Annotated in this window: 15 protein-coding genes; 5 read left to right on the plus strand and 10 right to left on the minus strand. The window is 63.7% G+C overall.

The genetic code is table 11. The features are described from left to right. Positions 1-17: 17 nt before the first annotated feature. The 3 genes from gatB to HNQ40_RS02590 all read right to left on the minus strand — a co-directional run bounded on the left by gatB (position 18) and on the right by HNQ40_RS02590 (position 4,628). The gene (gene gatB / locus HNQ40_RS02580) at positions 18-1,580 is read right to left on the minus strand and encodes an Asp-tRNA(Asn)/Glu-tRNA(Gln) amidotransferase subunit GatB (protein ID WP_184676085.1); all 1,563 of its coding nucleotides are present in this window, start codon (positions 1,578-1,580) and stop codon (positions 18-20) included. A 196-nt stretch (positions 1,581-1,776) separates the two neighbouring features. Then, positions 1,777-2,523 carry a 7-cyano-7-deazaguanine synthase QueC gene (gene queC, locus HNQ40_RS02585; protein WP_184676087.1) on the minus strand — a complete coding sequence of 249 codons (747 nt, stop codon included), beginning with the start codon at positions 2,521-2,523 and terminating at the stop codon, positions 1,777-1,779. Next, positions 2,520-4,628 carry an RDD family protein gene (locus HNQ40_RS02590; RefSeq protein WP_184676089.1) on the minus strand — a complete coding sequence of 703 codons (2,109 nt, stop codon included), beginning with the start codon at positions 4,626-4,628 and terminating at the stop codon, positions 2,520-2,522. The genes queC and HNQ40_RS02590 overlap by 4 nt, the downstream gene beginning before the upstream one ends. Positions 4,629-4,745: 117 nt before the next feature. Here HNQ40_RS02590 and HNQ40_RS02595 point away from each other — a divergent pair, with 117 nt between their 5' ends. Further along, a complete protein-coding gene (locus HNQ40_RS02595; protein ID WP_184676091.1) occupies positions 4,746-5,615 on the plus strand; it encodes a phosphatidate cytidylyltransferase in 870 nt (289 codons plus the stop codon). 314 nt (positions 5,616-5,929) lie between these two features. On the opposite strand, the gene HNQ40_RS02600 is transcribed toward HNQ40_RS02595, so the two are convergent. Together HNQ40_RS02600 and HNQ40_RS02605 are read right to left on the minus strand one after the other, a co-directional pair. Next, on the minus strand, positions 5,930-6,715 hold the full coding sequence (locus tag HNQ40_RS02600) for a PEP-CTERM sorting domain-containing protein (RefSeq protein ID WP_184676093.1): 786 nt from the start codon (positions 6,713-6,715) through the stop codon (positions 5,930-5,932). A gap of 334 nt (positions 6,716-7,049) precedes the next feature. Next, positions 7,050-7,868, minus strand: coding sequence for a PEP-CTERM sorting domain-containing protein (locus HNQ40_RS02605; RefSeq protein WP_184676095.1), 819 nt, complete (start codon positions 7,866-7,868; stop codon positions 7,050-7,052). A gap of 881 nt (positions 7,869-8,749) precedes the next feature. On the opposite strand from HNQ40_RS02605, the gene HNQ40_RS02610 reads away from it, so the two are divergent. The 3 genes from HNQ40_RS02610 to HNQ40_RS02620 all read left to right on the plus strand — a co-directional run bounded on the left by HNQ40_RS02610 (position 8,750) and on the right by HNQ40_RS02620 (position 12,433). Further along, positions 8,750-9,433 carry a PEP-CTERM sorting domain-containing protein gene (locus tag HNQ40_RS02610; protein ID WP_184676097.1) on the plus strand — a complete coding sequence of 228 codons (684 nt, stop codon included), beginning with the start codon at positions 8,750-8,752 and terminating at the stop codon, positions 9,431-9,433. 329 nt (positions 9,434-9,762) lie between these two features. Then, the gene (gene infC / locus HNQ40_RS02615; protein WP_390675672.1) at positions 9,763-10,317 is read left to right on the plus strand and encodes a translation initiation factor IF-3; all 555 of its coding nucleotides are present in this window, start codon (positions 9,763-9,765) and stop codon (positions 10,315-10,317) included. Positions 10,318-10,513: 196 nt separating this feature from the next. Beyond that, complete coding sequence (locus tag HNQ40_RS02620) at positions 10,514-12,433, plus strand: FAD-dependent oxidoreductase (protein ID WP_184676099.1); 1,920 nt, start codon at positions 10,514-10,516, stop codon at positions 12,431-12,433. A 121-nt stretch (positions 12,434-12,554) separates the two neighbouring features. On the opposite strand, the gene HNQ40_RS02625 is transcribed toward HNQ40_RS02620, so the two are convergent. Further along, complete coding sequence (locus HNQ40_RS02625) at positions 12,555-13,607, minus strand: hypothetical protein (protein ID WP_184676101.1); 1,053 nt, start codon at positions 13,605-13,607, stop codon at positions 12,555-12,557. 273 nt (positions 13,608-13,880) lie between these two features. On the opposite strand from HNQ40_RS02625, the gene dinB reads away from it, so the two are divergent. Beyond that, positions 13,881-15,083, plus strand: coding sequence for a DNA polymerase IV (gene dinB, locus HNQ40_RS02630; protein WP_184676103.1), 1,203 nt, complete (start codon positions 13,881-13,883; stop codon positions 15,081-15,083). Between the two features lie 6 nt (positions 15,084-15,089). Here the strand turns inward: dinB and HNQ40_RS02635 are convergent, their stop codons facing one another. The 4 genes from HNQ40_RS02635 to HNQ40_RS02650 form a co-directional block, all read right to left on the minus strand. Continuing rightward, positions 15,090-15,566, minus strand: coding sequence for a hypothetical protein (locus tag HNQ40_RS02635; protein ID WP_221435348.1), 477 nt, complete (start codon positions 15,564-15,566; stop codon positions 15,090-15,092). A 215-nt stretch (positions 15,567-15,781) separates the two neighbouring features. Then, entirely contained in the window at positions 15,782-16,522 is a 741-nt protein-coding gene (locus HNQ40_RS02640) for a hypothetical protein (protein ID WP_184676106.1), read from the minus strand. A gap of 211 nt (positions 16,523-16,733) precedes the next feature. Then, complete coding sequence (locus tag HNQ40_RS02645; RefSeq protein WP_184676108.1) at positions 16,734-17,843, minus strand: DUF6607 family protein; 1,110 nt, start codon at positions 17,841-17,843, stop codon at positions 16,734-16,736. A 113-nt stretch (positions 17,844-17,956) separates the two neighbouring features. Further along, positions 17,957-20,311: an EAL domain-containing protein gene (locus tag HNQ40_RS02650; protein ID WP_184676110.1), complete on the minus strand. Its 2,355-nt coding sequence runs from the start codon at positions 20,309-20,311 to the stop codon at positions 17,957-17,959. Positions 20,312-20,839 lie beyond the last annotated feature (528 nt).

Raw genomic sequence — 20,839 nt, forward strand, 5'->3', positions numbered from 1 at the left:
GAAACCCCAATTCGGGGTCAACCCAGCAATTTTGCTTTGATTTTGTCGCCCACCGCTTTAGGGTTGGCCTGGCCCTTGGAGAGCTTCATGATCTGGCCCAGCAGAGCGCCGATGGCTTTCTCTTTGCCGCCCTTGATCTGCTCGATGGCCTTCTCGTTTTTGGGGTCGGCGAGGATCTGATCGATCCATTCGTCGAGCTGGCCCTCATCACTGACCTGGAGCAGGCCGTGCTGCTCGGCGAGCTTTTCGGCTGGGTCGTCGCTGGTGCAGGCGTGGCCGAAGAGGGTGTCGGCGGCGCTGGCGCTGATCTTGTCGGCGTCTTGCAGGGCGACGGTGTCGGCGACCTGCTGGGGGGTGATGCCCAGGCCGTCGAGGAAGACGCCGGCCTCGTTGGCGCGCTTGGCCCCGGCGTTTAGCAGCATCGCGGCGACGCGGCGGGGCTCGGACACCGGGCCGCCGTCGGCGCGGGCGGCGAGCACGCAGTCTTCGAAGAAGCGGGTGTTGGCGGGCTCGGCGAGGAGGTTGTCGGCGTCGATCGGCTTGAGGCCGTACTCGCCGATGTAACGGGCCTTCTTCGCCAAGGGTAATTCGGGCTGCTCGGCGCGCAGGCGGTCGAGCCAGTCGTCGCCGATCTTCAGCGTGACCAGGTCGGGGTCGGGGAAGTAGCGGTATTCGTCGGCGTCTTCCTTCTCCCGCTGGGGCGTGGTGACGAGCTTGACGTCGTCCCAGCCGCGGGTGGACTTGGCGCGGGCGCCCATCACTCGGCCATCTTCGAGCCACTGCTCGACCTGGCGGTGGTGTTCGTGGATGATCGCGCCGTGCACAGCCTTGAAGCTGTTGAGGTTCTTGATCTCGACCACCGGCGTCTTGAACACCTCGCCCGACGGCTTGGTGATCACGACGTTGATGTTGGGCTCAAACCGCATGTGGCCTTTTTGCATGATGCCCTCGGTGACGCCGAGGTGGCGACAGACATCTCGGAGCGCTTGGCCGAAGGCGACCGCGTCGTCGGCGGAGGTGAAGTCCGGCTCGGTGACGATCTCGAGCAGCGGCGTGCCCGCGCGGTTGAGGTCGACGAGACTGCCGTCGCTGAAGCCGCCCCCCGGGAGATCGTGCAGGAGCTTGCCCGCGTCTTCTTCGAGGTGGGCGCGGGTGATGCGGATGCGTTTGGTGTCGAAGTCGGGGGCGTTGCCCGAATCATCGGAGACCGGCACATCAAACGCGCCGTCGTAACAGACGGGACGATCGAACTGGCTGATCTGGTAATTCTTGGGCAGGTCGGGGTAGTAGTAGCTCTTGCGGTCCCACTTGGTGAGGGAGGAGATGGAGCAGCCCAGGGCGAGGCCGACCTTGATGGACATCTCGACGGCGGCGCGGTTGATGACGGGCAGGGTGCCGGGCATGCCGATGACCACGGGGTCGAGTAGGGTGTTAGGCTCGGCGTCGAAGTAGTCGGCGTGGGCTAGGTTGGGCGCGGTGGTCCACATCTTCGAGCGGGTGGCGAGCTCGACGTGGATCTCCATGCCGACGATGAGCTGGGTGGTGAGGCCGTGGGGTTGTCCGGGGTCGGGGTAGGTCATGGGGCGTGGGGATTTCGGATTTCGGATTTCGGATTTCGGATTTCGGATTTCGGATTTCGGAGTGATTTTACATGCCCGAGCGGGATCGGTGGTGATTGGGTGGGTTCGGGGGAGTAGCGAAATGACTTGATATAGATTTAAGTTAATACTTAATTTTAATATCTCGGCTAAACAAAATTGTAATAGTTACGTTTTCTCAGGGTTTCCAGGCTTCGCCGTGGTGCCGGAGCATCGCGGGGTCGTGTTGGCCCAGCTCTTCGAAGGCGCGGATGCGCAGAAGGCAGGCGTCGCAGTGGCCGCAGGGCTTGATGTGGTCGGGGCCCAGCGGGTCGTAGCAGGAATGGGTGAGGCTGTAGTCGACGCCGAGCTCGAGGCCGAGGCGGATGATGTCGGTCTTGGGCAGGTCGATCAGCGGGGTGTGGACCTTGAGGTGGTGGTCATCATCCGCGGTGACGCCGGCCTTGGTCGCGAGGTTGGCGGTGCGCTCAAACGAGGCGATGAACTCGGGCCGACAGTCGGGGTAGCCGGAGTAGTCGACCGCGTTCACGCCGATGAACAGGTCCGTGCTCTCGAGCACCTCGGCGAGGGCCAGGGCGTAGCTGAGGAAGATCGTGTTGCGGGCCGGGACGTAGGTGACGGGGATGTCGTGCGACATGGCGTCGTCGTCACGGTCCTTGGGGACGTCGAGGGTGTCGTCGGTCAGTGCGCTTCCGCCGAAGGCGCGCAGGTCAATCTTCGCGGTGCGATGAGACGCAACGCCCATCGCGTCGGCGATCTCCTGGGCGGCGGCGAGTTCCACCTTGTGTCGTTGGCCGTAGTCGAAGCTCAGCGCGTGGCACTCGTAGCCGTCACGCTGCGCCACCGCGAGCGCGGTGACCGAGTCGAGCCCGCCCGACAGCAACACCACCGCTCGTTTCGTTGTATGGTCCGCAGACTCACTCACGCGTCACCTCCCGACGCCGAATCATCGGCCGAGGGCGGAGCTTTCATCACCACCACCGTGCCCGCGACCATGTCGCCCAGCCGCTGCCGATAGGGGCTGATAACCGGGAAGATCAGCAGGAGGAACGCGATCAGGTCAAACGCCTTGAGCAGACCACGCACCGCGTACTGCCAGAACTTCGGCGTCTCGCCCACCAGCGTCGTGACCCGCAGCCCCGCCACCCATTTACCCAGCGACCGCCCCGTCGCCGCTTCGAGCGCGAGGGTGTGCGCGACCACGACGCCGATCGCCGTGAGCCCGGGCAACATCTTCTCCCACGTCGCCCCGACGCCCCGGCCCGGCCAGCGGTCATACAACTCCTCGAAAGGCAGGCCATACACGCTCGTCGCCACGAGCAGCCCCGGCGCCAGGTCGATCAGCCCCGCGAAGCCACGCCGCATCAGGTCCGCGATCGCGTCGCCCTCGGCGAGCTGCAACGTGTTCGCCGTCGGGTCGCGCCGCCAGAACGCAAACAGCAGAAGCATCGAGACCACAACCACGCCCATCAGGATGATCGTGTCGGCCGACTGGGAGAGCGGCCGCTCGGGGTCGACATCCATCCGCATCGGCGCGAGGTCCGTTTGACCGTGCAGGTTCACCGTGGTGACCGTCGGCCCCGGCGCAGGATTCACCAACGGTTTCTCCTCGCTGCGTTGGAGGATCGCGGCGGCGGTGTCACGCTCGCCGGCCAGCACACCGACCGAGTCGCCGAAAGGCAACGCGATCCAAACGCCGTACGCCGGGGTGTCGGTGGACGCGTCGAGGGCAACGCCGCCGATGGCGATCAGCTGGTCGCCACGCACCGCCGACAAGCGAGCAGCAAACCCCGTCGACGTCGGTTGATGCTGGGCCAGCACAAGCTGCCCGGCCACGCGCAACCCCGTCACCCCCCCGCTCTCGGCCAGAGTCAACGAGGTCGCTTTCCACCGCGGGCCCACCTCCGCCAGCAGCGGTACCTCGGCTGAGGCGTCATCGGCGCCTTGCCCATCGGCCAAGGCCGCGGCCGCGCGATACAGCGTCACCTCGCGCCCCGCCTGGAATTTCTCGCCCTGTAGCAACAACACGGGCGATGACTCGGACTCGCTGGGCGCGATCACCTGCACCGGCCGATTCGACTCCCACGCGTCGGGCAACGGCACCACGCGCCACGCGCCACGGTCCAGGACCAGCAGGCGGTCCGCCGGGGCCTCGGGTAGTTCGGGGGATTGCTGCACCGCTTCCTCGATCACCTCATCCGCCGCACCGTCGATGTTCTGGGCTTCGGGTTCTGTTTCCTCCGACGCCGGGGCCGAAGCATCGGATTCGGATTCGCCCTCCTGCGGCTCCGAGGTTTCCGCATCGTCTCCCTCGGCTTGCGGATCTGCTGCCGTCTCTTCGCTCGCGGTATCGCCCTGCTCTTCGGCGCTACCCGCAAACGGGTCGTCGCCTTCGAGGACCAAGTCGCGCGGCAAGCCGAGCACCAGGTTCAATGGCTCGAGGTCTTCGCTCGATACCGCCGCTTCTGCCTCGGTCGGCCCGCGGTCCAGATCGAGGATGGCCTGCCCGGTCTCGACCCGGACCAGGGCCCAGAGCTTGCCGTCGGCCGCCGCGCTCGATCGCACCGTGGTCCCCGCGGGCAGGGACTTGCTCGCGTGTTTCCGGAAGTACCAGTCGCCCTCGATCGGCGCGGGGCGGAGGGTGATCATCGCGACCTGCCCGTTGTCGAACATCAGCCACAGCGTGCCCGCTTCCGCCGCGGCTCCGCGGGGCGACAGACGCCCGGCAAACTCGGTCACCTTCTCCCAGGCCGGCCCCTCTTCCGGCTCGTACTCGGCCGCGTCGGCGTGGTACAGCACCGTGACCCGCTGCTCGGGATCGTCCCCGCTCGGCTGATCGGCCCACAGCCAGGCGTGACGGCCGTCCGACACCACCGGCAGGTCCGCCGACCACGAGGCGGCACTGCCCTGCACCGCCGCCTCAGCGGGCGCCTCTGCGTTGTCCTGCGCGGTCGCGATCGCCCCCCACATCGCCCCGCAAACGACCGCCAACAGGCCGACCACATACGTCTTGCTCAACCAAGCATTCATCGTACAAAGGGTACGCCATCCGATGCTCCCGAGCGAACGTCAGAAGCAAGAAGATTAAGACCCCAGCGCAACACTTCGCAACGATCGAAGCACTTCAAACTGTTACCATACCGATCTATGCTCAAGCACCGCATCCCCTCGGGGATCATGATGACCCTGGGGCTCGTGTTGCTGATGTGGGCCGACGATGCGCTCGGCCGGCGCGGCATGCCGCCGGGGCTCATCCTCCTGGGTTTGGTCATCGCGCTCGGGGCACTCGCGTCCACCGAACTCGCCGCCCTGCTGCGAGCCAAGTGGGGCCACTGCAGCCGGCTGTCGACCTTCGGCAGCGCCGCGGTGGGCTGCCTGATGGTGTACCTCCTGCCCATGATCGAGACGCCACGCACCGCCGTGGCGTTCTTCGGCAGCGGCGTGGCGGGCGTGCTGTTCTTCTCGATGTTCCGCCACAGCTTCCTGCGCAAAGAGACGCAGGGCGCCGCCGCGGCGGGGGCCAACGCGGTGTTCGCGATGGTGTACCTCGGGATCCTGCCGGGGATGTACCTGCTCATCCGCGAGGCCGGCTACTCGGCGTGGGTGATCGCCGCGATCATCATGGTGGTCAAGTCCTGCGACATCGGCGCGTACTTTACTGGCCGATTCCTGGGCAAGCACAAGCTCATCGAATGGCTGAGCCCCGGCAAGACCTGGGAAGGTCTGGTTGGCGGGATGCTCTTTGCCGGGCTCTGGGCCGTGGTCTTCACGCTCATCGGCAACCACCTCGTGCCCGAGCGGGCCATCGCCCCGCTCTACGCCCTGCCCGCGGGCATGCTCCTGGGCTTCCTCGGCCAGGTCGGCGACCTCGTCGCCAGCCTGCTCAAGCGCGACGCCGGCGTCAAAGATTGGGCCGCCACCATCCCCGGCTTCGGCGGGGTCATGGACGTCGCCGACTCGGCCCTGATCGTCGCCCCGGTCGCCTACTGGCTAATCACCCTCGCACCCGCAGCCTAAAGCATCTCACCCACAGGTGTGGCACCCGACGCTCCAGCCATATCTGGAATGCGCCAACCCCGGCCTCGTTCATTCTCCCGCACCCCACGTTTAGCGTGCGACGCGCAGCGTCCCGCGTGAAGCCCAATACCATCGCCCTCACGCAGGTTGCCTGACCTCTCGCAAGGGAACAACGCCCGGGCCATCCCCTTGTTGAACCCGGGCCCCGAAGCGCCTGCCCCCAGCACCCGCCGTCGCCCATCGCGCAAAAAAACAACGCCCGCTGCGAACAGCGGGCGTTGCCTCATTTTTCATGGTTCATGTACTGTTTCAACTCACGCACGTCGGCGGGAGAGCATAGCCAAAGAACCAAGACCCAAAAGGGTTAGGGAAGCGGGCTCGGGGATCACCGTCGAGAGACGGAAGCCGTCGAGCCGGATACCGTTAGCGCCGCCGAAGTCTTGAAGGTGACCAGAGAGCAGGGTGCCCGACTTGCTGAAGTCAGGGGTCACACCGCTTTGGGTGGTCAGCGTCGCGCCACCATTCACAGAGGTCTCGACATCAAATGCGCCCAGACCATCGGAGGTCAGGGTGATGGTGAGGTCGAACGCCGTGCCGAAGGCGACGCCGGTGTCGGCACCCGCGCTCGGGGTGAAGTTAGTGTTGGGGTCGATCCAGACGTTGCCGTTGCCGCCGTTACCGACGAGTTGGGCACCGATGGCAAGGCTCGAGCCACCCAGGATGTTGCCGGCATCTTCGTTGGCCAGGCCGACCACACCGATGTTGTTGCCCGAAGCCGAGTTCGCACCGACAACCAGGCCGATGTACTCGATCACAACCTGCTCACCCGCGCCGAGGCTGGTGACATCGGTTTGGTTACCTGCGGCAGTCCGGCCGAGCAGCGCCCGCACGAAGCCGTTCGAGTCGCTGGACAGCGTACCCACACCCGCCGAGTCGACGACGGAGTACGGGCCCTGGCCGATCACGGTGTCGGGGTTGTCCGGACCAAAACCAACACCACCGTCAACAAAACCTTCGGCAGCGGTAAACGAGGTCTCAAACAAAACGCTACCCGAGGCAGACGACGCCAACACGCCGAGTGCAACGGCACCTGCAAACATTCGTAAATTCTTCACTTAATAACCTCCATATGTAGACAGAAATGAGAAATCAAAAAACAAAACATATCGACAATTGCTAATGCACATCAACACTAGCTAAAATAGTTTAACACAATCCCGCCACTCCGCAATGCTTTTCACCCAGGAATTGAAAAAAATTTGCTGCCCAACCACTCTTTTCGCGCCACGACCCGCACGGCTAACGACACATAAGCGAGCCGCCCAAACAGCACCCACCCCAACCTCACCGGCTCGCGCATTAAAAAAACGCCTGCTGTTTCCAGCAGGCGTTTCACTTTGATTGGACTTAGTGTCGAATCAGGTCTGATTCAACTCAGGCCCGACGACGAGCGACCAGGGCCAGACCACCCAGACCCAGCAGCACCAGCGAGCCGGGCTCGGGCACGGGGATCAGCTCAATCTGGAAGTTGTCGATCTGTGCGTAGGCCGTGTTCACCGCCATGTCGGCACCATTGGGGTTGTTGAAGAAGGTGAACTGGGGGCCGAACGAAGTCACACCCGCGTCGACCATGGCCTGGGTGATGACCAGGTCTTTCACGACCGCAACAGTGTCACCCACCGCAGCGGTGGAGAAGTCGTCCCAGGTATCCGGGAAGGCAAACACGGTGAAGGCCGCATCCTTCAGGTTCCAGTTGACGCCCAGGCTCGAGGTCAGGAGCCGGTCAGCCTGCTTGTACATATCGAAGCTAACACGGTAAATATCGCCAGCGACAGGGGTAATGGCGATGGGGGTCGGCTGGTTGTTCACGCCATTAACAGTCCCGATCGGGCCGGTGGACAGCACGGCGAAGCCACCCGCGGTGTGCGAGTGAAGCTGGCCGACATTGCCCGAGCCCGAGGTGAAGTTGGCATCCGCGCCGGTGATGTAGCCACGGGTGCCGTTACGGGTCGACAGACCCGAGGTCGCACCGGAGCTCGCCGCCGGGGTGCCGTCGCCAGCGGCGTTGGTGTCGCCGATGGTCGCGTTAGCGCCAAAACTGACCGAAGCGTTGCCGTCGATCGCGACCTGCAGGGCCTGATCGGGGAACGCGACATCGTCAAAGTTTTCGCTGTAAATGATGGTCGCCTGCGCGGCACCGGCAAAGCCAGCACACACCGCCACAGCGGCCAAAGAAGAGGTCCACTTATTCATCAATTCTCCTCACTTTCAAACGGGTAGGAAACAGGACAGAAAAGAACACGAAAAATGAGATGCAACACAAATTGGGAGATAGGTCCCAGGAGCTTAAGTGTGTAATTTACCACCGCCCCGCCCCCTGTCAAGCACGATTCAACAAATAAATGGAAACAATCCACCACATACACGCCACACGGCGTTAGGCGCAATATCCTTAGAATTGCAGACAATTCACAACTTTTAGCCGCCTGCAACCCCATTCTGATCATCACCATCCGGCAACGAACGAGCCACGGAACCCCGTTGCACAGAGGAACTCGAGCAAGCCGTTGATAATGAATTTAACCATAGCGCACATCCGACTGAACTCCAACGAAACACCGCAACAACGACCCTGCACCCACCCAACCACAGGGCGTCTCCCTCACGATTGCGTTTAATAAAGCGGCAAAATCAAGGCTAAAACCCTAGCCCCACCAATCTGCCCTCCTGAAACAAAACCACATCCGCCCGTTCAAACATAAAAAATATTTAGGTCGAACAGACCTATCTTTTTGCAATATCAACCATCAATCAGGGCGGCCACTCACCTTAGCCCGACTCCCTTTAACCACGGCCCCCGCCGCAGGCGTACGCAAACACCCAGATTCAGGTCAACTAAAATACACCATCAACCCTCAATATCCCCTTGGCTCACCCAACAAAGATCTGACGTGATTTCTATTAATGGATATCACGCAATCGACAGGATCGTTATTGCAAAATTGTAGACAATCTTCAAATTTCGGTTGATTGTCAACACTTTTCGGTGTAATCTAAATCTCACGTAAGACCCAACGTTTCAGAAGTTGAGGTTAGAGAATCATTTTCATGTCCGTTATAGGAGGTTAATTAACATGCGTTTTCTTCTTGGTACTTGTGCAGCTCTGACTGTTGCTGCGGCTCCCCTTTCGCAGGGTGCTGTCGTTAACATCGACGCTCTGGACCTTCGTGGCACCGGCGTCTTTGGTCACACCGATGCTGTTCTCAACTCGGGCCCCGGCAACACCACCGCCGATCCCCTCGATTGGGACATCACCTACAACAACCTGGACCTCGATGGCGATGCCGCCAACGATGACTCGGTCACCTTCACCGTTCGCGCTTCGGGCGGCACCAACCAGCGTGCCTGGGGCCAAGGTGTTGACACCGGCTTCGGTAACCTGAACGACGTGACCTTCAGCCTCGTTTTCGCTGCTGGTCAAACCACGTCCAACGGCGACTTCATCGTCTTCGACGGCTTCACCGGTGGCGCCATCGGCGCTGGTGGTGCGGTTCTTGATCGCTCGGCCGACATCAACGGTACCACCGCGACCATCGGTCCGGCTGGCGTCGGTGGTGGCCCGTTCCTGTTCCAAACCGCTTCGGTTGACTTCGCTCCGACCGCTACCGTTACCTACACCAACTCGGGTGGTACCGCTGGCAGCATCGTTGCTCGTAACCACGACCTGCAGTTCAGCACGGTTCCCGTGCCCGAGCCCGCCAGCCTCGCTCTGGTCGGCCTCGGTGGCCTGGCCATGCTCGGCCGTCGCCGCAAGTAAGGCCTGATTCAGGCTGAACCTCCTCTCCCCGGAGGAGTTCAAACAGAATTTACGACAGGCCCCGGTTCACGCCGGGGCCTGTTCTTTGCCCGGAACACCACCGACGGCGTCCACCCCGCCCTTTTTCTACGAAAAACCGCCGGATCGCCGATCTCGGCACCTTGCTTTTCCCCGGCAGACCGATACGCTTTACATATAAGGTTTCGTTTACCGAACCCCGCCGGACCGGCCGTGCCCGGCCCAAACTTCATTCCCATTCCCCGGAGAACCTACCCATCGCTAGAGGACGTTTTAAGCCCCAACCCCGGGAGACCGGCAAACGGCTCCGCATCAACGATCAGATCCGCGTCTCCCCTATCCGTCTGATCGACGAAGAAGACAACCAGATCGGTGTGGTTGAGACCCACGAAGCCAAGGACCGCGCCCGCGAGGCCGGCCTCGACCTCGTCGAAGTCTCCCCCACCGCTTCCCCGCCCGTGTGCAAGATCATGGACTACGGCAAGTGGAAGTACGCCCAGGCCAAGAAAGAACAGAAGGCCAAGGCCCACGCCAAGAAGTCTGAGCTCAAGGGCATGCGTCTGCGTCCCAACATCGACGCCCACGACCTCAAGTTCAAGACCGACAAGGCCCGCTCGTTCCTGGAAGACGGCGACAAGGTCCAGTTCGTCATGCTCTTCCGTGGCCGGCAGATGGCCCACCAGAACCTGGCCCGCGACACGATGAACGGCATCATCGAGCTGCTCGAAGACGTCTCGAAAATCGAGCAGCCGCCCAAGATGATGGGCCGTCGCATGACCATGATGCTCACGCCCGACCGCAAGAAGCCCGCGGAGAAGGCCGAAGCCCCGACCCCCGCTCCCGCGGAAAGCTCCGACGCCGGTTAATCGCTTGGCCATATTCGGCCAACGCAGCGACAGTCAAACTCACGATCTCACCCCTCCAGGACCGACAAGGCCTAGAGGGGTTGTTTTTTGGGGCAACCCGCCATATCACACCAGGACATATCCACGCCCCGCCCAACCATTCATTTCGCTTCATTATTCGGGATAATTCCCCAACCCGAATCCGAGATCACATCCAATGAAAACATCTCCCAATTCTGTCTTCGATCACAAAACCCTGGAAGCTGATGTCTGCGTCGTCGGCGGCGGCATGGCCGGGCTCTGCGCCGCGGTGGCCTCGGCCCGCAACGGCGCGAAGACCCTGCTCGTGCAAGACCGCCCCGTGCTCGGCGGCAACGCATCGTCGGAAGTCCGCATGTGGATCTGCGGCGCCTACGGCAAGACCAACAAAGAGACCGGCCTGCTCGAAGAGATCCAGCTCGACAACCTGCACTACAACCGCGGGCTCAACTACTCGGTCTGGGACAGCGTCCTCTGGGCTAAGGCCGCGCATCAACCCAACCTCACACTGCTGCTCAACACGTCGGTCTGCGACGGCCACGCCGAGGACGGCCGACTGCAAGGCCTTCGCGCCTGGCAGCTCACGAGCCAGACCTGGTTCACGCTCCACGCCAAACACTTCATCGACTGCTCGGGCGACAGCATCCTCGCGCCGCTCTCGGGCGCCGAGACCCGCTGGGGCCGGGAGTCGCGGGACGAGTTCAACGAAGACATCGCGCCGGATGTCGCCGACGGCAAGACGATGGGCAACACGCTGCTGATCCAGCTCCGCCGGACCGACAAGCCCCAGAAGTTCACCCCCCCGAGTTGGGCGATGCGCTTCGACGGCCCCGAAGACCTGCCCCACCGGATCAACGGCGTGAAGTCGCACAACTTCTGGTGGATCGAAGTCGGCGGCACGCAAGACACCATCCGCGACTCCGAATCGATCCGCGATGAGCTCTACCGCGTCGCCTACGGCGTGTGGGACTACATCAAGAACCGCGCCCCCGAGAAGGACGAGGCCGAGGGCTGGGCGATCGAGTTCATCGGCAGCCTGCCGGGCAAACGCGAGAACCGCCGCTACGTCGGCGACCACATCCTCACGCAACACGATGTCCGCGCCGGAGCCGACTACTTCGACGACGTCATCGCCCACGGCGGCTGGAGCATGGACGACCACCACCCCGCCGGGATGTACTACCCCGGCCGGCCCACGCTGTTCCACGAAGCCCCGTCGCCCTACGACATCCCCTACCGGTGTCTGTATTCGCACAACGTGTCCAATCTGCTGTGTGCCGGGCGCAACATCTCCACCACCCACACCGCGTTGTCCTCGACCCGCGTGATGGCGACGTGCTCGGTGATCGGCCAAGCTGCGGGCACCGCCGCGGCGCTCTGCGTCCGCCACGGCGTCGATCCCGCATCGCTCTCGTCCGGCGACCGCCTCAAGGAACTCCAGACCGTGCTGATGGACCACGACGTCTGGCTGCCCGGCCGACCGCGCGGCATCGACCCGCTCGCGCAATCCGCCAAGGTCGAAGCCGAGAAAACCACCGAGCGGGGCCACGTCAGCAAACTGCTCGACGGCACCGACCGCGACCTGCCCGACACCACCCACACCTACGAGGGCCCGGTCGGCCAACCGATCACCTTCACGTGGGACAGCCCCGTCAACGTGCCGGGCCTGCGTCTCTCGCTCGACAGCAACCTCGCCAGCGAAAAGCGGATGCCCTACACCTACCCGCAGGCCAGCGACCGCGACCGCGTGCCCGGCACACTGATCAAGGACTTCCGCGTCGAGGCCCGCGACGCGTCGGGCCAGTGGCAAGCTGTGAAGAAAATCACCGACAACTTCCAACGGCTGATCCACCTGCCGTTGGATGTCCAGACCGATGCGCTACGCGTGGTGCCCGAAACGACCTGGGGGGCCGACGTCGCCCGCATGATGGGCTGCGAGCCGATGGCCACGTTCGCCAACCAACGCCCCGCCCCCGACCCGGGCATCACGTTCAAGGAGCGTCAGGCTCAGCTCGACCCCGCCGACCTCGCCGCGCCCGACAGCGGCCTGGAAGACGGGCCGAAGAAGGCGGCGCGGTTCCACGACCAAGGTGCGTAAGCCCCCGCGTTTAGCGGGCGGCACGAAGTGCCCCGCGTAAAAAATCAACTGACAAGACTCGCGGTTTTAACGTCGTCGGCGTGGGACGCTGCGCGTCTCCCGCTAAACCAACGTATGCCAATCAACCCGCGGTCGATTGCGCCAACTTCTTCAACGCCTCAAAGAACCCGCGCTTCCGCTCGGACGACAGCGACCAATCCGTCGGCACCGACTGGTAGCCCTCTTCATCGCCCTCATCTTTCATGCGGTAATCGAAATACCCCCAGCTCGCCCCGGCTTCGACCGCGGCGGCGAGGTTGTTTTCTTCCTGGTCGAAATCGAAGTGGTCATCTTCGTTGTACACGATCGGCTGACCGCGATAGCCCGGCACCTGACGCGACGCTTCGACTTGTTCGATGATCTTGCTCGGCGACTCAACCCCGTTGCCGTGCAGCAACACAAAATCTACGACGCCCGCGATCTCCTCGGCCAACACCTGACCGCCGCACTGGCTGGTGCTCACCAGCAGTCGGCCCTCGGGCGTGTCGAGCTTGCCCTCCGAGCGTTCATGGATGCGCTGGATCAACTCGTCGCCGCGCTGGACCTGAATGATGGGGTGCTGGTAGTGCGTCGGAGCGTACACGCGGTCGAGGTCCACCTCGTTGCCGACTTCGATGATGACGTTGCGGTCGCCGCGCTCGATGAGCCAATCGGTGGTTTGGTCACAAGCACGGATGATCGCGGCTTCGTCGTTGAGGCGTTCATCCTGGCCGAAGTAGAACAAGCCGAGGATCACGACCATGCCGAGCTCGTCCGCCGCGTCGATGATCTGGCCCATGCGTGCGGCGAAGTCGGGGCGGAGTGTGCCGTCCGCGTCGAAGCCCGAGTTGTGCCAGGGCTGTTCTTTGCTGTAGCCCTCGGGGCTGCCGCCTTGGAAGTTGGTGGTGAAGGCGAGCAGGCCGTGGGCGTGGTAGGTCGGGAGCTGGGCGATGAACTCGTCGGTGTTGCGCTGCGCGTCCCACGGCCGACCGGGCCGATCCCATCGGCTGCGGGTCTCGGGGTTGAGGTCGTCAAACGTCGCCTGCACCATCCGGCTGTTCATCAGCCGGCCCTCGATCGCGGTGCCGGGGTAGGTCACCTCGCCATTGATAAAAAAACGATCGCCCTCGATCGACACCACGGTTTGGCCGGCCATACACAACTCCAGTCGGGAAACGCCGCGGATCGAACGCCGGGCGAGAACAGATTAAACACGCCCGCCGACATCGCGGGCGCTGGGGTGACAGTGTAATGCTGGTGTTTAGGTTTTGGCGAGTCTTGCCTTAGCTCCCTCTCCTTCTGGGAGAGGGCCGGGGTGAGGGCGGCAGGAAGTTCTTATGCGTGGGGCTGGGTACAGGTTGGTCGTGAGTGCCCTCACCCTAACCCTCTCCCGGAGGGAGAGGGGGCCAAGACCGCGTAAAATCACGCTATGGCCGACGCTGTCGATAATCTGTCAACCCCGCCCCCCACTCGCACGATCTTCCACGTCGACATGGACGCGTTCTTCGCGGCGATCGCGATGCTGGACGACCCGTCGCTCAAGGGCAAGGCCGTGCTCACCGGCGGGACCGGGCCACGCGGCGTCGTGACCACCGCGTCTTACGAAGCCCGCAAGTACGGCTGCCACTCGGCGATGCCCATGTCCCGCGCCCTGCGGCTCTGCCCCCACGCCATCTGCGTGAAAGTCCCCGGCGAGCGCATCCGCGAATGCTCGCAAGCCATGTTCAAGGTGCTCGACGACTTCTCGCCACTCGTGCAGCCGTTGTCGGTGGATGAAGCCTTCCTCGACATGACCGGCACCGATCGACTCATGGGGCCGCCGAAGCAAGTCGCACAGAATCTCAAGGACCAGATCTTCCATGCCACCGGCGGACTCATCGCGTCCGTCGGCGTCGCGCCCAACAAGTTCCTCGCCAAACTCGCCAGCGACCTCGAGAAACCCGACGGCCTCACCGTCATCCCGCCCACGCCCGAAGGCATCCGGGCCGTCCTCGACCCACTGCCCATCGGCAAGATCTGGGGCATCGGACCGGCCACACAGCGCAAACTCGAGCAGCGCGGCATCAAGCGCGTCGCCGACCTCCGCCGACTCACCGAAGACCAGCTCAAACAATCCTTCGGCGACCACGCCAAACGCTACTACCGCCTCTCCCGCGGCCTCGACGACCGCCCCGTCACCCCCGACCGCGTCGCCAAGTCCATCGGCCACGAACAGACGTTCCGCGAAAACCTCGCCGACCCCGAGGCGGTGCTCAACATCATGCTCGACCAGTCCGAGCAGGTCGGCTACCGCCTCCGCAAGCACGGCTTCCGCACCCGCGGCGTCACCGTCAAGATCCGCTTCGGCGACTTCCAGACCATCACCCGCTCGACGACCTTCGATAGTCCAACCGATCTCACCGAAACCATCTACGAACAGGCCAAAGCGTTATTCAACGCGTGGGCCGAGTCGGGTTTTCGCAGCGTGCGCCTCGTCGGCGTAAGCGCTTCGCCACTAACCTCCGACGACGAGCAATCCGAGCTCTTCCCCGATCCCCACAAGCAAAAGCAAAAGAAGCTCGACAATGCCCTCGACCAGATCACCGCCAAGTTCGGCAAACGCACCGTCCACCGCGGCGGCGGGCGTGACTAACACGGATCACTGCTCGGCTTCGATGAGGTAAGCGTCGTCCGGGCCCTCGGCGACAAACAAATCGTCATCCAGGTTGAAGGGCAACTCTTCGCTGTAGTTAGTGTTCACACGAGACGATTCCACCTGCTCGACCGACCTCGCCGCAGACTCGGCGGTGAGGTAAGGGCTGTGCCACAACACCCAGCCGGACCACGCCTCGGGTTTGCCGAGCGCTGCAGGCGACTCGGCGAGGATCGGAGCATCCGGTACCGCTTCGGTGGTCCACGCGTCACGGCGTGCGCCGGGCGAGGCGATGTCGAGCAGGGCATAGGAGTAGGCTGCGTCGGGCCGAACGTCGGCGGGGCTGACGAGTACATCGGGCGTAAGGTAATTGCCTTCGACCAACAGTTGGTATCTCTCTGCGGGGTCGTTGGTGAGCAGGCCGCCATCAGCCTCGAGGCCGATCATGAAATTCTGGTTGCTCATCCCGTGGAACAACATCATTTGGTGAATGGTGCGCATTCGATAGGGGATAAGAGTGTCGTTGCGGGCGGTTCTTGACGGGGTTGGGCCAAACGCGACCCACGCCAACCCCGCGATAAGCAGCACACAACCCGCCCCCACCAAGACATCCGGCCAACGCAGCCCCGACGTGTTTCCCGATCCGCTCGACATGCCACATAGCCTAACCCACATCACGCCCCGCGACACTCGGGGCATCACTGATCCACGGTTGTGGCCTCGCCAACCATTGCGGCTTGCGCGGGAACCATGTCGCCCGACTCATCCAATTGATTGTGGAGGAAGCCGGTGCGCGTCAGCACGACGGGAACCGCATCGAGGTCGCCCTCGTAGCGGAGCACACGGTCGGGGTTTTCATCCCAGAGCTGCATCGCCAGGGTGTTGGGCAGGAGGTTGGTGTGGAGCTCGGTCGAGATGTGGGGCGGGCCGTAGGTGCGGAGGAACTCGCACATGCCGAACACGCAGAGGCCGGGGGTGCGGATGGTCTGGAAGACCTCGGCTTTGCGTCCGTTGATGGCCCCATCCAGCAGCGCGTCGCGCATGGCCCGGGCGTGGGGCGCTTCGAGGTCCCATTCGAAGACGTACAGGAACGGCTCCTTGAGCCACCGCTTGCGGTAGACCCACCACGTGGGCAGGTCGGGCGGGGCGTCGAGGATGACATCGTTCTTCCGGCCGTAGGACGGCTTGGTCAGCCCATACGCCCCGCCGGGGTCCCAGAACACGGGCGGCTTGCCGGGGGTGGTGACGCGCAGCGCGGTGTGCGTGGAGTGGGTGCGGCTGTAGTGGATGAACACCTGCAGGCGTGGTGTGCGGTCGCGAACGGCTTGAGCTTCGGACTGCCAAGCCTCGGGGGCGACATCCGCGGTCTCGTCTGCCGTCCAGCCTGCGGGCGCGACCGCGCCGCTCCGGCACCCCGAGGTGAGCAGCAGTGCAAACACAAAACAGATTGAGCCAAGCGTTCGAATCAACGGGTCGCGTTTCCAAGACCAAAACCAGACCGGGACGTGGTGCCGGGCACAACACTGAACCCCGCGGAGTATCGCATCGCCCCCGCCGCTACGCCTTGTGCCTACCACGTCTTATCGGCTGGATACAGCATACGTCCAGCGAAACCGCTCACCACACGCTTACGCAATACCCACACAACCCTTACGGTTTAACCACGTATTCCGCCAACACCGCGTCGATCTGCTCACGCACTCGTTCCCCCGCGGTGCCCGCCGTCGATAGGTCAGTCGGCCTCCCCCCGGCCGCCCCACTCAGCTCGGTCGCCAAGGCGAAGACCCGCCGCCAGCGCGGCTCGCCGTCCACCTCGTCCCGCAGCAGCACCGGCTGGCCGTCTGCGAACAGGTCGTCCCACGCCCGCCGCCCCTCGGCCCAGAACCCTTCGACCTGCTGCCAGTACCCGGCCGCCTCGACAAACCCCGCCGCACGCTCCGGCTGGTCGTCGATCCGGCGGTAGCGCACCACCCCCGACTCCCGCGCCAGCCCCGGGGTGTTGTCGTTGATCCAACGCTTGGTCAGCGTCTGCTGCTGCATCCAGCCGTCGGGCAGCACCTGCAAACGATCCCGCACCAACACCGCTTGGTAGGTCCCCCGCCGAAGCCCCTCGCGACGCGGCGGCGGCGCAAGCACCGCGGTACTCGCCGACCACTGCGCCCCGGCCGCGCCGTGGGTCCATCGCCCCCACGCCCCGTAGCTCGGCGAGCCGTCGGCTTCGCTCACGGTACGGCTCCACCTGCCGATCTGCCCAGGGCTCAGTAATTCTCTTGATTCCCAGACGCTTTGATCCACGTAACGCAACACCGACGACGGCGCATAGTCCCAGGTCTGCTGCCAATGCTTAACCACCCGCGCGGGATCACCCATCACCAGCAGGTGCTGTAGTACCACACGTTCGCCGGTGTCCTGAGCCACCACCACCCACTCCACCGCCGACGCGGTGTACGGCGACGCCAATTCATAACCCGGCCGAAGCGCCGCGGTCTCCTCAAACCGGTAGTCCACCTGGTACCCCCCCGCCAACGACAAGATCGCCTGCCGGTCCCGCGCAAACCCCGCATCACGGTCGGGGATGTAGGGCTCGTAGGCGGGCAACACCTCTGCGGTGTCCGTCGTCTCACTCGGCTCAGCGGGCTCGGTCGCAACAGCCGGCGCTGCGGTCGTCGGCGGGGACGTCGCCGGACCGCTCGCGGCGCAGCCCACAAGCGCGGTCAGACACAGCAGCCCCGAAAACCTCAATTCTCTGAAAATACGCAAAGCAAACTCTCAACGGTCAGCCCCGAGCAATGGATCAACCGATAGTCTATCCCTGCGACCGCTGGATCGCTCGCCCCTGACCGATGGGATGCCCCGCAATATAACTCAAGCCCTCAGGCCGCGACATCGAACGATGGATTATCCATCAGCATCGCCTTCGCCGTGTCGGCCTCGACCGCGTGGCTGAACAGCCAGCCCTGGGCGTAGTCACACGCAAGCCCCTGCAACAACGAGACTTGTTCCGGGCGTTCGATGCCCTCGGCGATCACCTGCATGTCCAGGTTCTGAGCCAGCTCGGTGATCGTCGCGATGATCGCCCCGTACCGGCGGACCGCGTCGCCGGCGTTGGCGATGAAGGTCCGGTCGATCTTCAGGATGTCCAGCGGCAGCTCCTGCAACACGTTCAGCGACGAGTGCCCCGTGCCGAAGTCGTCCAGCGCGAGCTTGACGCCCAGCTTCTTGAGTTCGAGAAGCTTCTCGCCCATCTCAGCAACGTCGTTGACCACCATCGTTTCGGTGATCTCCAGGCTCAGCTTCTTCGGGTCCAGGCCGTGGGTTTCGATCTGTTCCTGCAGCAGCCCGATCAGGTCGCCGTCGTACAGCTGAGCCCGCGAGAGGTTGATGTTCAGGAACACATCCTCCCGGCCCGCGTCACGCCAACGCGCGATCTCGATACACGCCCGCTTCACCACCCATTCACCGACCGGGCCGATGAGGTTCAGCTCCTCCGCCAACGGGACGAACTCCGCGGGCGGAACCTCGCCACGGTCTTCATGGTTCCAGCGGATCAACGCCTCGAAGCCCGCGATCCGTCCGGAGCTCAGGTCCACGATCGGTTCATACACCAACGAGAAATCTTCGGTCGCCACCGCGTCGCGCAGGTCGCGCTCCAGCTTGGCCTGGGCGATCAGCGTGTCGTGCATCTGCTGGTCGAACATGACGTACCGCGCCTTGCCCGAATTCTTGGCTTCGTACATCGCGGTATCCGCGTCGCGCAGCAGGTCGTCGACGCTGATGTAATCCGGGCTGCTCATCGCGATGCCGATGCTCGCGGTCGAGACCACCTGGTGCGGCCCGAGTTGGTGGGGCTTGTTGAAAGTGTGGAGCAGACGCCGCGCCACCGCGATCGCGTCCTCTTCCCCGGCGATGCCGTCGAGCATGACGACAAACTCGTCGCCGCCCAGACGCGCGGGCAGTTGCTGCTGCCCCGCCACCGCGGCCGTATCCGCCTCGCGGATGTTCTCCCGCAGGCGCTGCGAGATGCTGTTGAGCAGCATGTCGCCGACGTCGTGGCCGAGCGTGTCGTTGACGATCTTGAAACGGTCGAAGTCCAGGAACAGCACTGCAAACTTGCGACCGCGGGTGTTCTGCGCCCGGACCATCGCCTGCTCGAGGTGTTCCATGAGCAGCTTGCGGTTGGGCAGGCCCGTGAGTTCGTCGTGGTAGGCCACGTGGCGGAGCCGGGCCTGGGCGTGGTGGCGTTCGGTGGTGTCGGTGAACGTCACCGCCAGCCCGTCGCCGAGCTGGACCAGCGCCATCTGCATCCACCGGCCGTTTTCCAGCCGGTACTCTTTCTGCAGCGGCAGGCCCGTGCGCACCGCGGTCACCATCTCTTGGAACATGCTGTGGTTGACCACGCAGGGCAACGCTTTGGAAAGCCGCTTGCCGACCAGCATCGGCTCGACCTTGCCCAGGATGTTTTCCGCGGCGCGGTTCACCAGCTGGATCTCAAAGTCAACGATCTCCCCTTGATCACGCACCGCCTTGAGCACCCCCACACCGCCCAGCGCGCTCTCCAGGATGCAATTGAGAAGATAATGCGATTGGTGGAGTTGCTTCATGTCCCGGACGGGCCGGTCTTGGTCGGTTCGCCGTGAGCGGGGTGTCGACGGACGAGTGATGGCCGACGCCTTACTCGGCCGACGCCGCATCTCACTGAGCCCGGTCAGCACCAACAAGCCGCCGATGATGAACGCGCCCCACTCGATGAACGGGGCATACGAATTCAGTGACTCGGCATGCTCGGGGAACCAGCGGAAAGCCCAGGCGTCGGGGTTCTGAAACGCCCGCCCCAGCGCCACCAAGCCCACACCGACAAACGCCGTGGCCACACCCATCCACCAATGCGATCCGCCTACTTCACCGGACGTCGACTGGCTACGCCCCGCCTTGATCTCACGGACCAACGCCTCGAGACGATCGCGGTCTTGTACGGGAAGCTCCTCGAAGGTCATGCCTAGGACGTATTCTCGCGAGGCGAGTTTCCGCCGCCACGCCACCCGGGCCTGCAGCATGAGCTGCCCCTCGGACGTGTCCAGCGTTACGGTCTGATGACCGTGGCGTTCACGCTTACTCAGGAGCCGCATCCCCCCCTGCGAGAGGTCCACGACCTGGCCGAGATTGCACGCCAACCCATCCGGCCGATATCGGCCGTGTCGGCGTTTCTCCGTCACCGCGATCTGAGACATAAACCAATTCCCATCCTGATGGCGCCCCACGAGCGCAATACCTCCTTTTTCATCGTCTCGACGTCACGCCGACTTTACGCCCGCTCTTCGCCGCCCAAGCGCAAAAGCCGCATCCTTATCGGTCGTTTTGGCCCTAAGGCAATTCCCCGAGAAGGCCGCGGTAACAGCGAAAAATCTCCCAAAGCCCGAGGGTGACCACCTCGCTTCTGTCTTACCCCCTCTCCCTCCGGGAGAGGGGGCCAAGGCAGCGTCATTCGCATGCGCACGGTGGGGCGCGCCCGAACGCAGAAAATCATCAACGCAGAAAAATTCTTACTCCTTGTCAGTTCTCACTTCCGTGAAACGAGCGACGATTCCGTGCGCACGCTGGCTGCGTCCCGCCCCCTAGTGTCGGACCACGGTGGCACTCCAGGCGTGAAGGTCGCACAGGCAAGGCACCAAGCACGCCCATACCCGTGGAACCGGGCTGACGTATACGTCGGGTGCGTGGCGACACTTGAGCTCACCACCTTGCCGGGATCGCTCAAG

This window comes from Algisphaera agarilytica, from assembly GCF_014207595.1.
Lineage (GTDB): Bacteria > Planctomycetota > Phycisphaerae > Phycisphaerales > Phycisphaeraceae > Algisphaera > Algisphaera agarilytica.

Bases quoted from the DNA above. Each gene is read 5' to 3' on its own strand.
- HNQ40_RS02650 (WP_184676110.1), bottom strand. From the start codon at position 20,311: ATGTCTCAGATCGCGGTGACGGAGAAACGCCGACACGGCCGATATCGG.
- gatB (WP_184676085.1), bottom strand. From the start codon at position 1,580: ATGACCTACCCCGACCCCGGACAACCCCACGGCCTCACCACCCAGCTC.
- dinB (WP_184676103.1), top strand. From the start codon at position 13,881: ATGGCCGACGCTGTCGATAATCTGTCAACCCCGCCCCCCACTCGCACG.
- HNQ40_RS02605 (WP_184676095.1), bottom strand. From the start codon at position 7,868: ATGAATAAGTGGACCTCTTCTTTGGCCGCTGTGGCGGTGTGTGCTGGC.
- HNQ40_RS02590 (WP_184676089.1), bottom strand. From the start codon at position 4,628: ATGAATGCTTGGTTGAGCAAGACGTATGTGGTCGGCCTGTTGGCGGTC.
- HNQ40_RS02635 (WP_221435348.1), bottom strand. From the start codon at position 15,566: ATGATGTTGTTCCACGGGATGAGCAACCAGAATTTCATGATCGGCCTC.
- HNQ40_RS02620 (WP_184676099.1), top strand. From the start codon at position 10,514: ATGAAAACATCTCCCAATTCTGTCTTCGATCACAAAACCCTGGAAGCT.
- HNQ40_RS02600 (WP_184676093.1), bottom strand. From the start codon at position 6,715: ATGTTTGCAGGTGCCGTTGCACTCGGCGTGTTGGCGTCGTCTGCCTCG.
- HNQ40_RS02610 (WP_184676097.1), top strand. From the start codon at position 8,750: ATGCGTTTTCTTCTTGGTACTTGTGCAGCTCTGACTGTTGCTGCGGCT.
- HNQ40_RS02595 (WP_184676091.1), top strand. From the start codon at position 4,746: ATGCTCAAGCACCGCATCCCCTCGGGGATCATGATGACCCTGGGGCTC.
- HNQ40_RS02625 (WP_184676101.1), bottom strand. From the start codon at position 13,607: ATGGCCGGCCAAACCGTGGTGTCGATCGAGGGCGATCGTTTTTTTATC.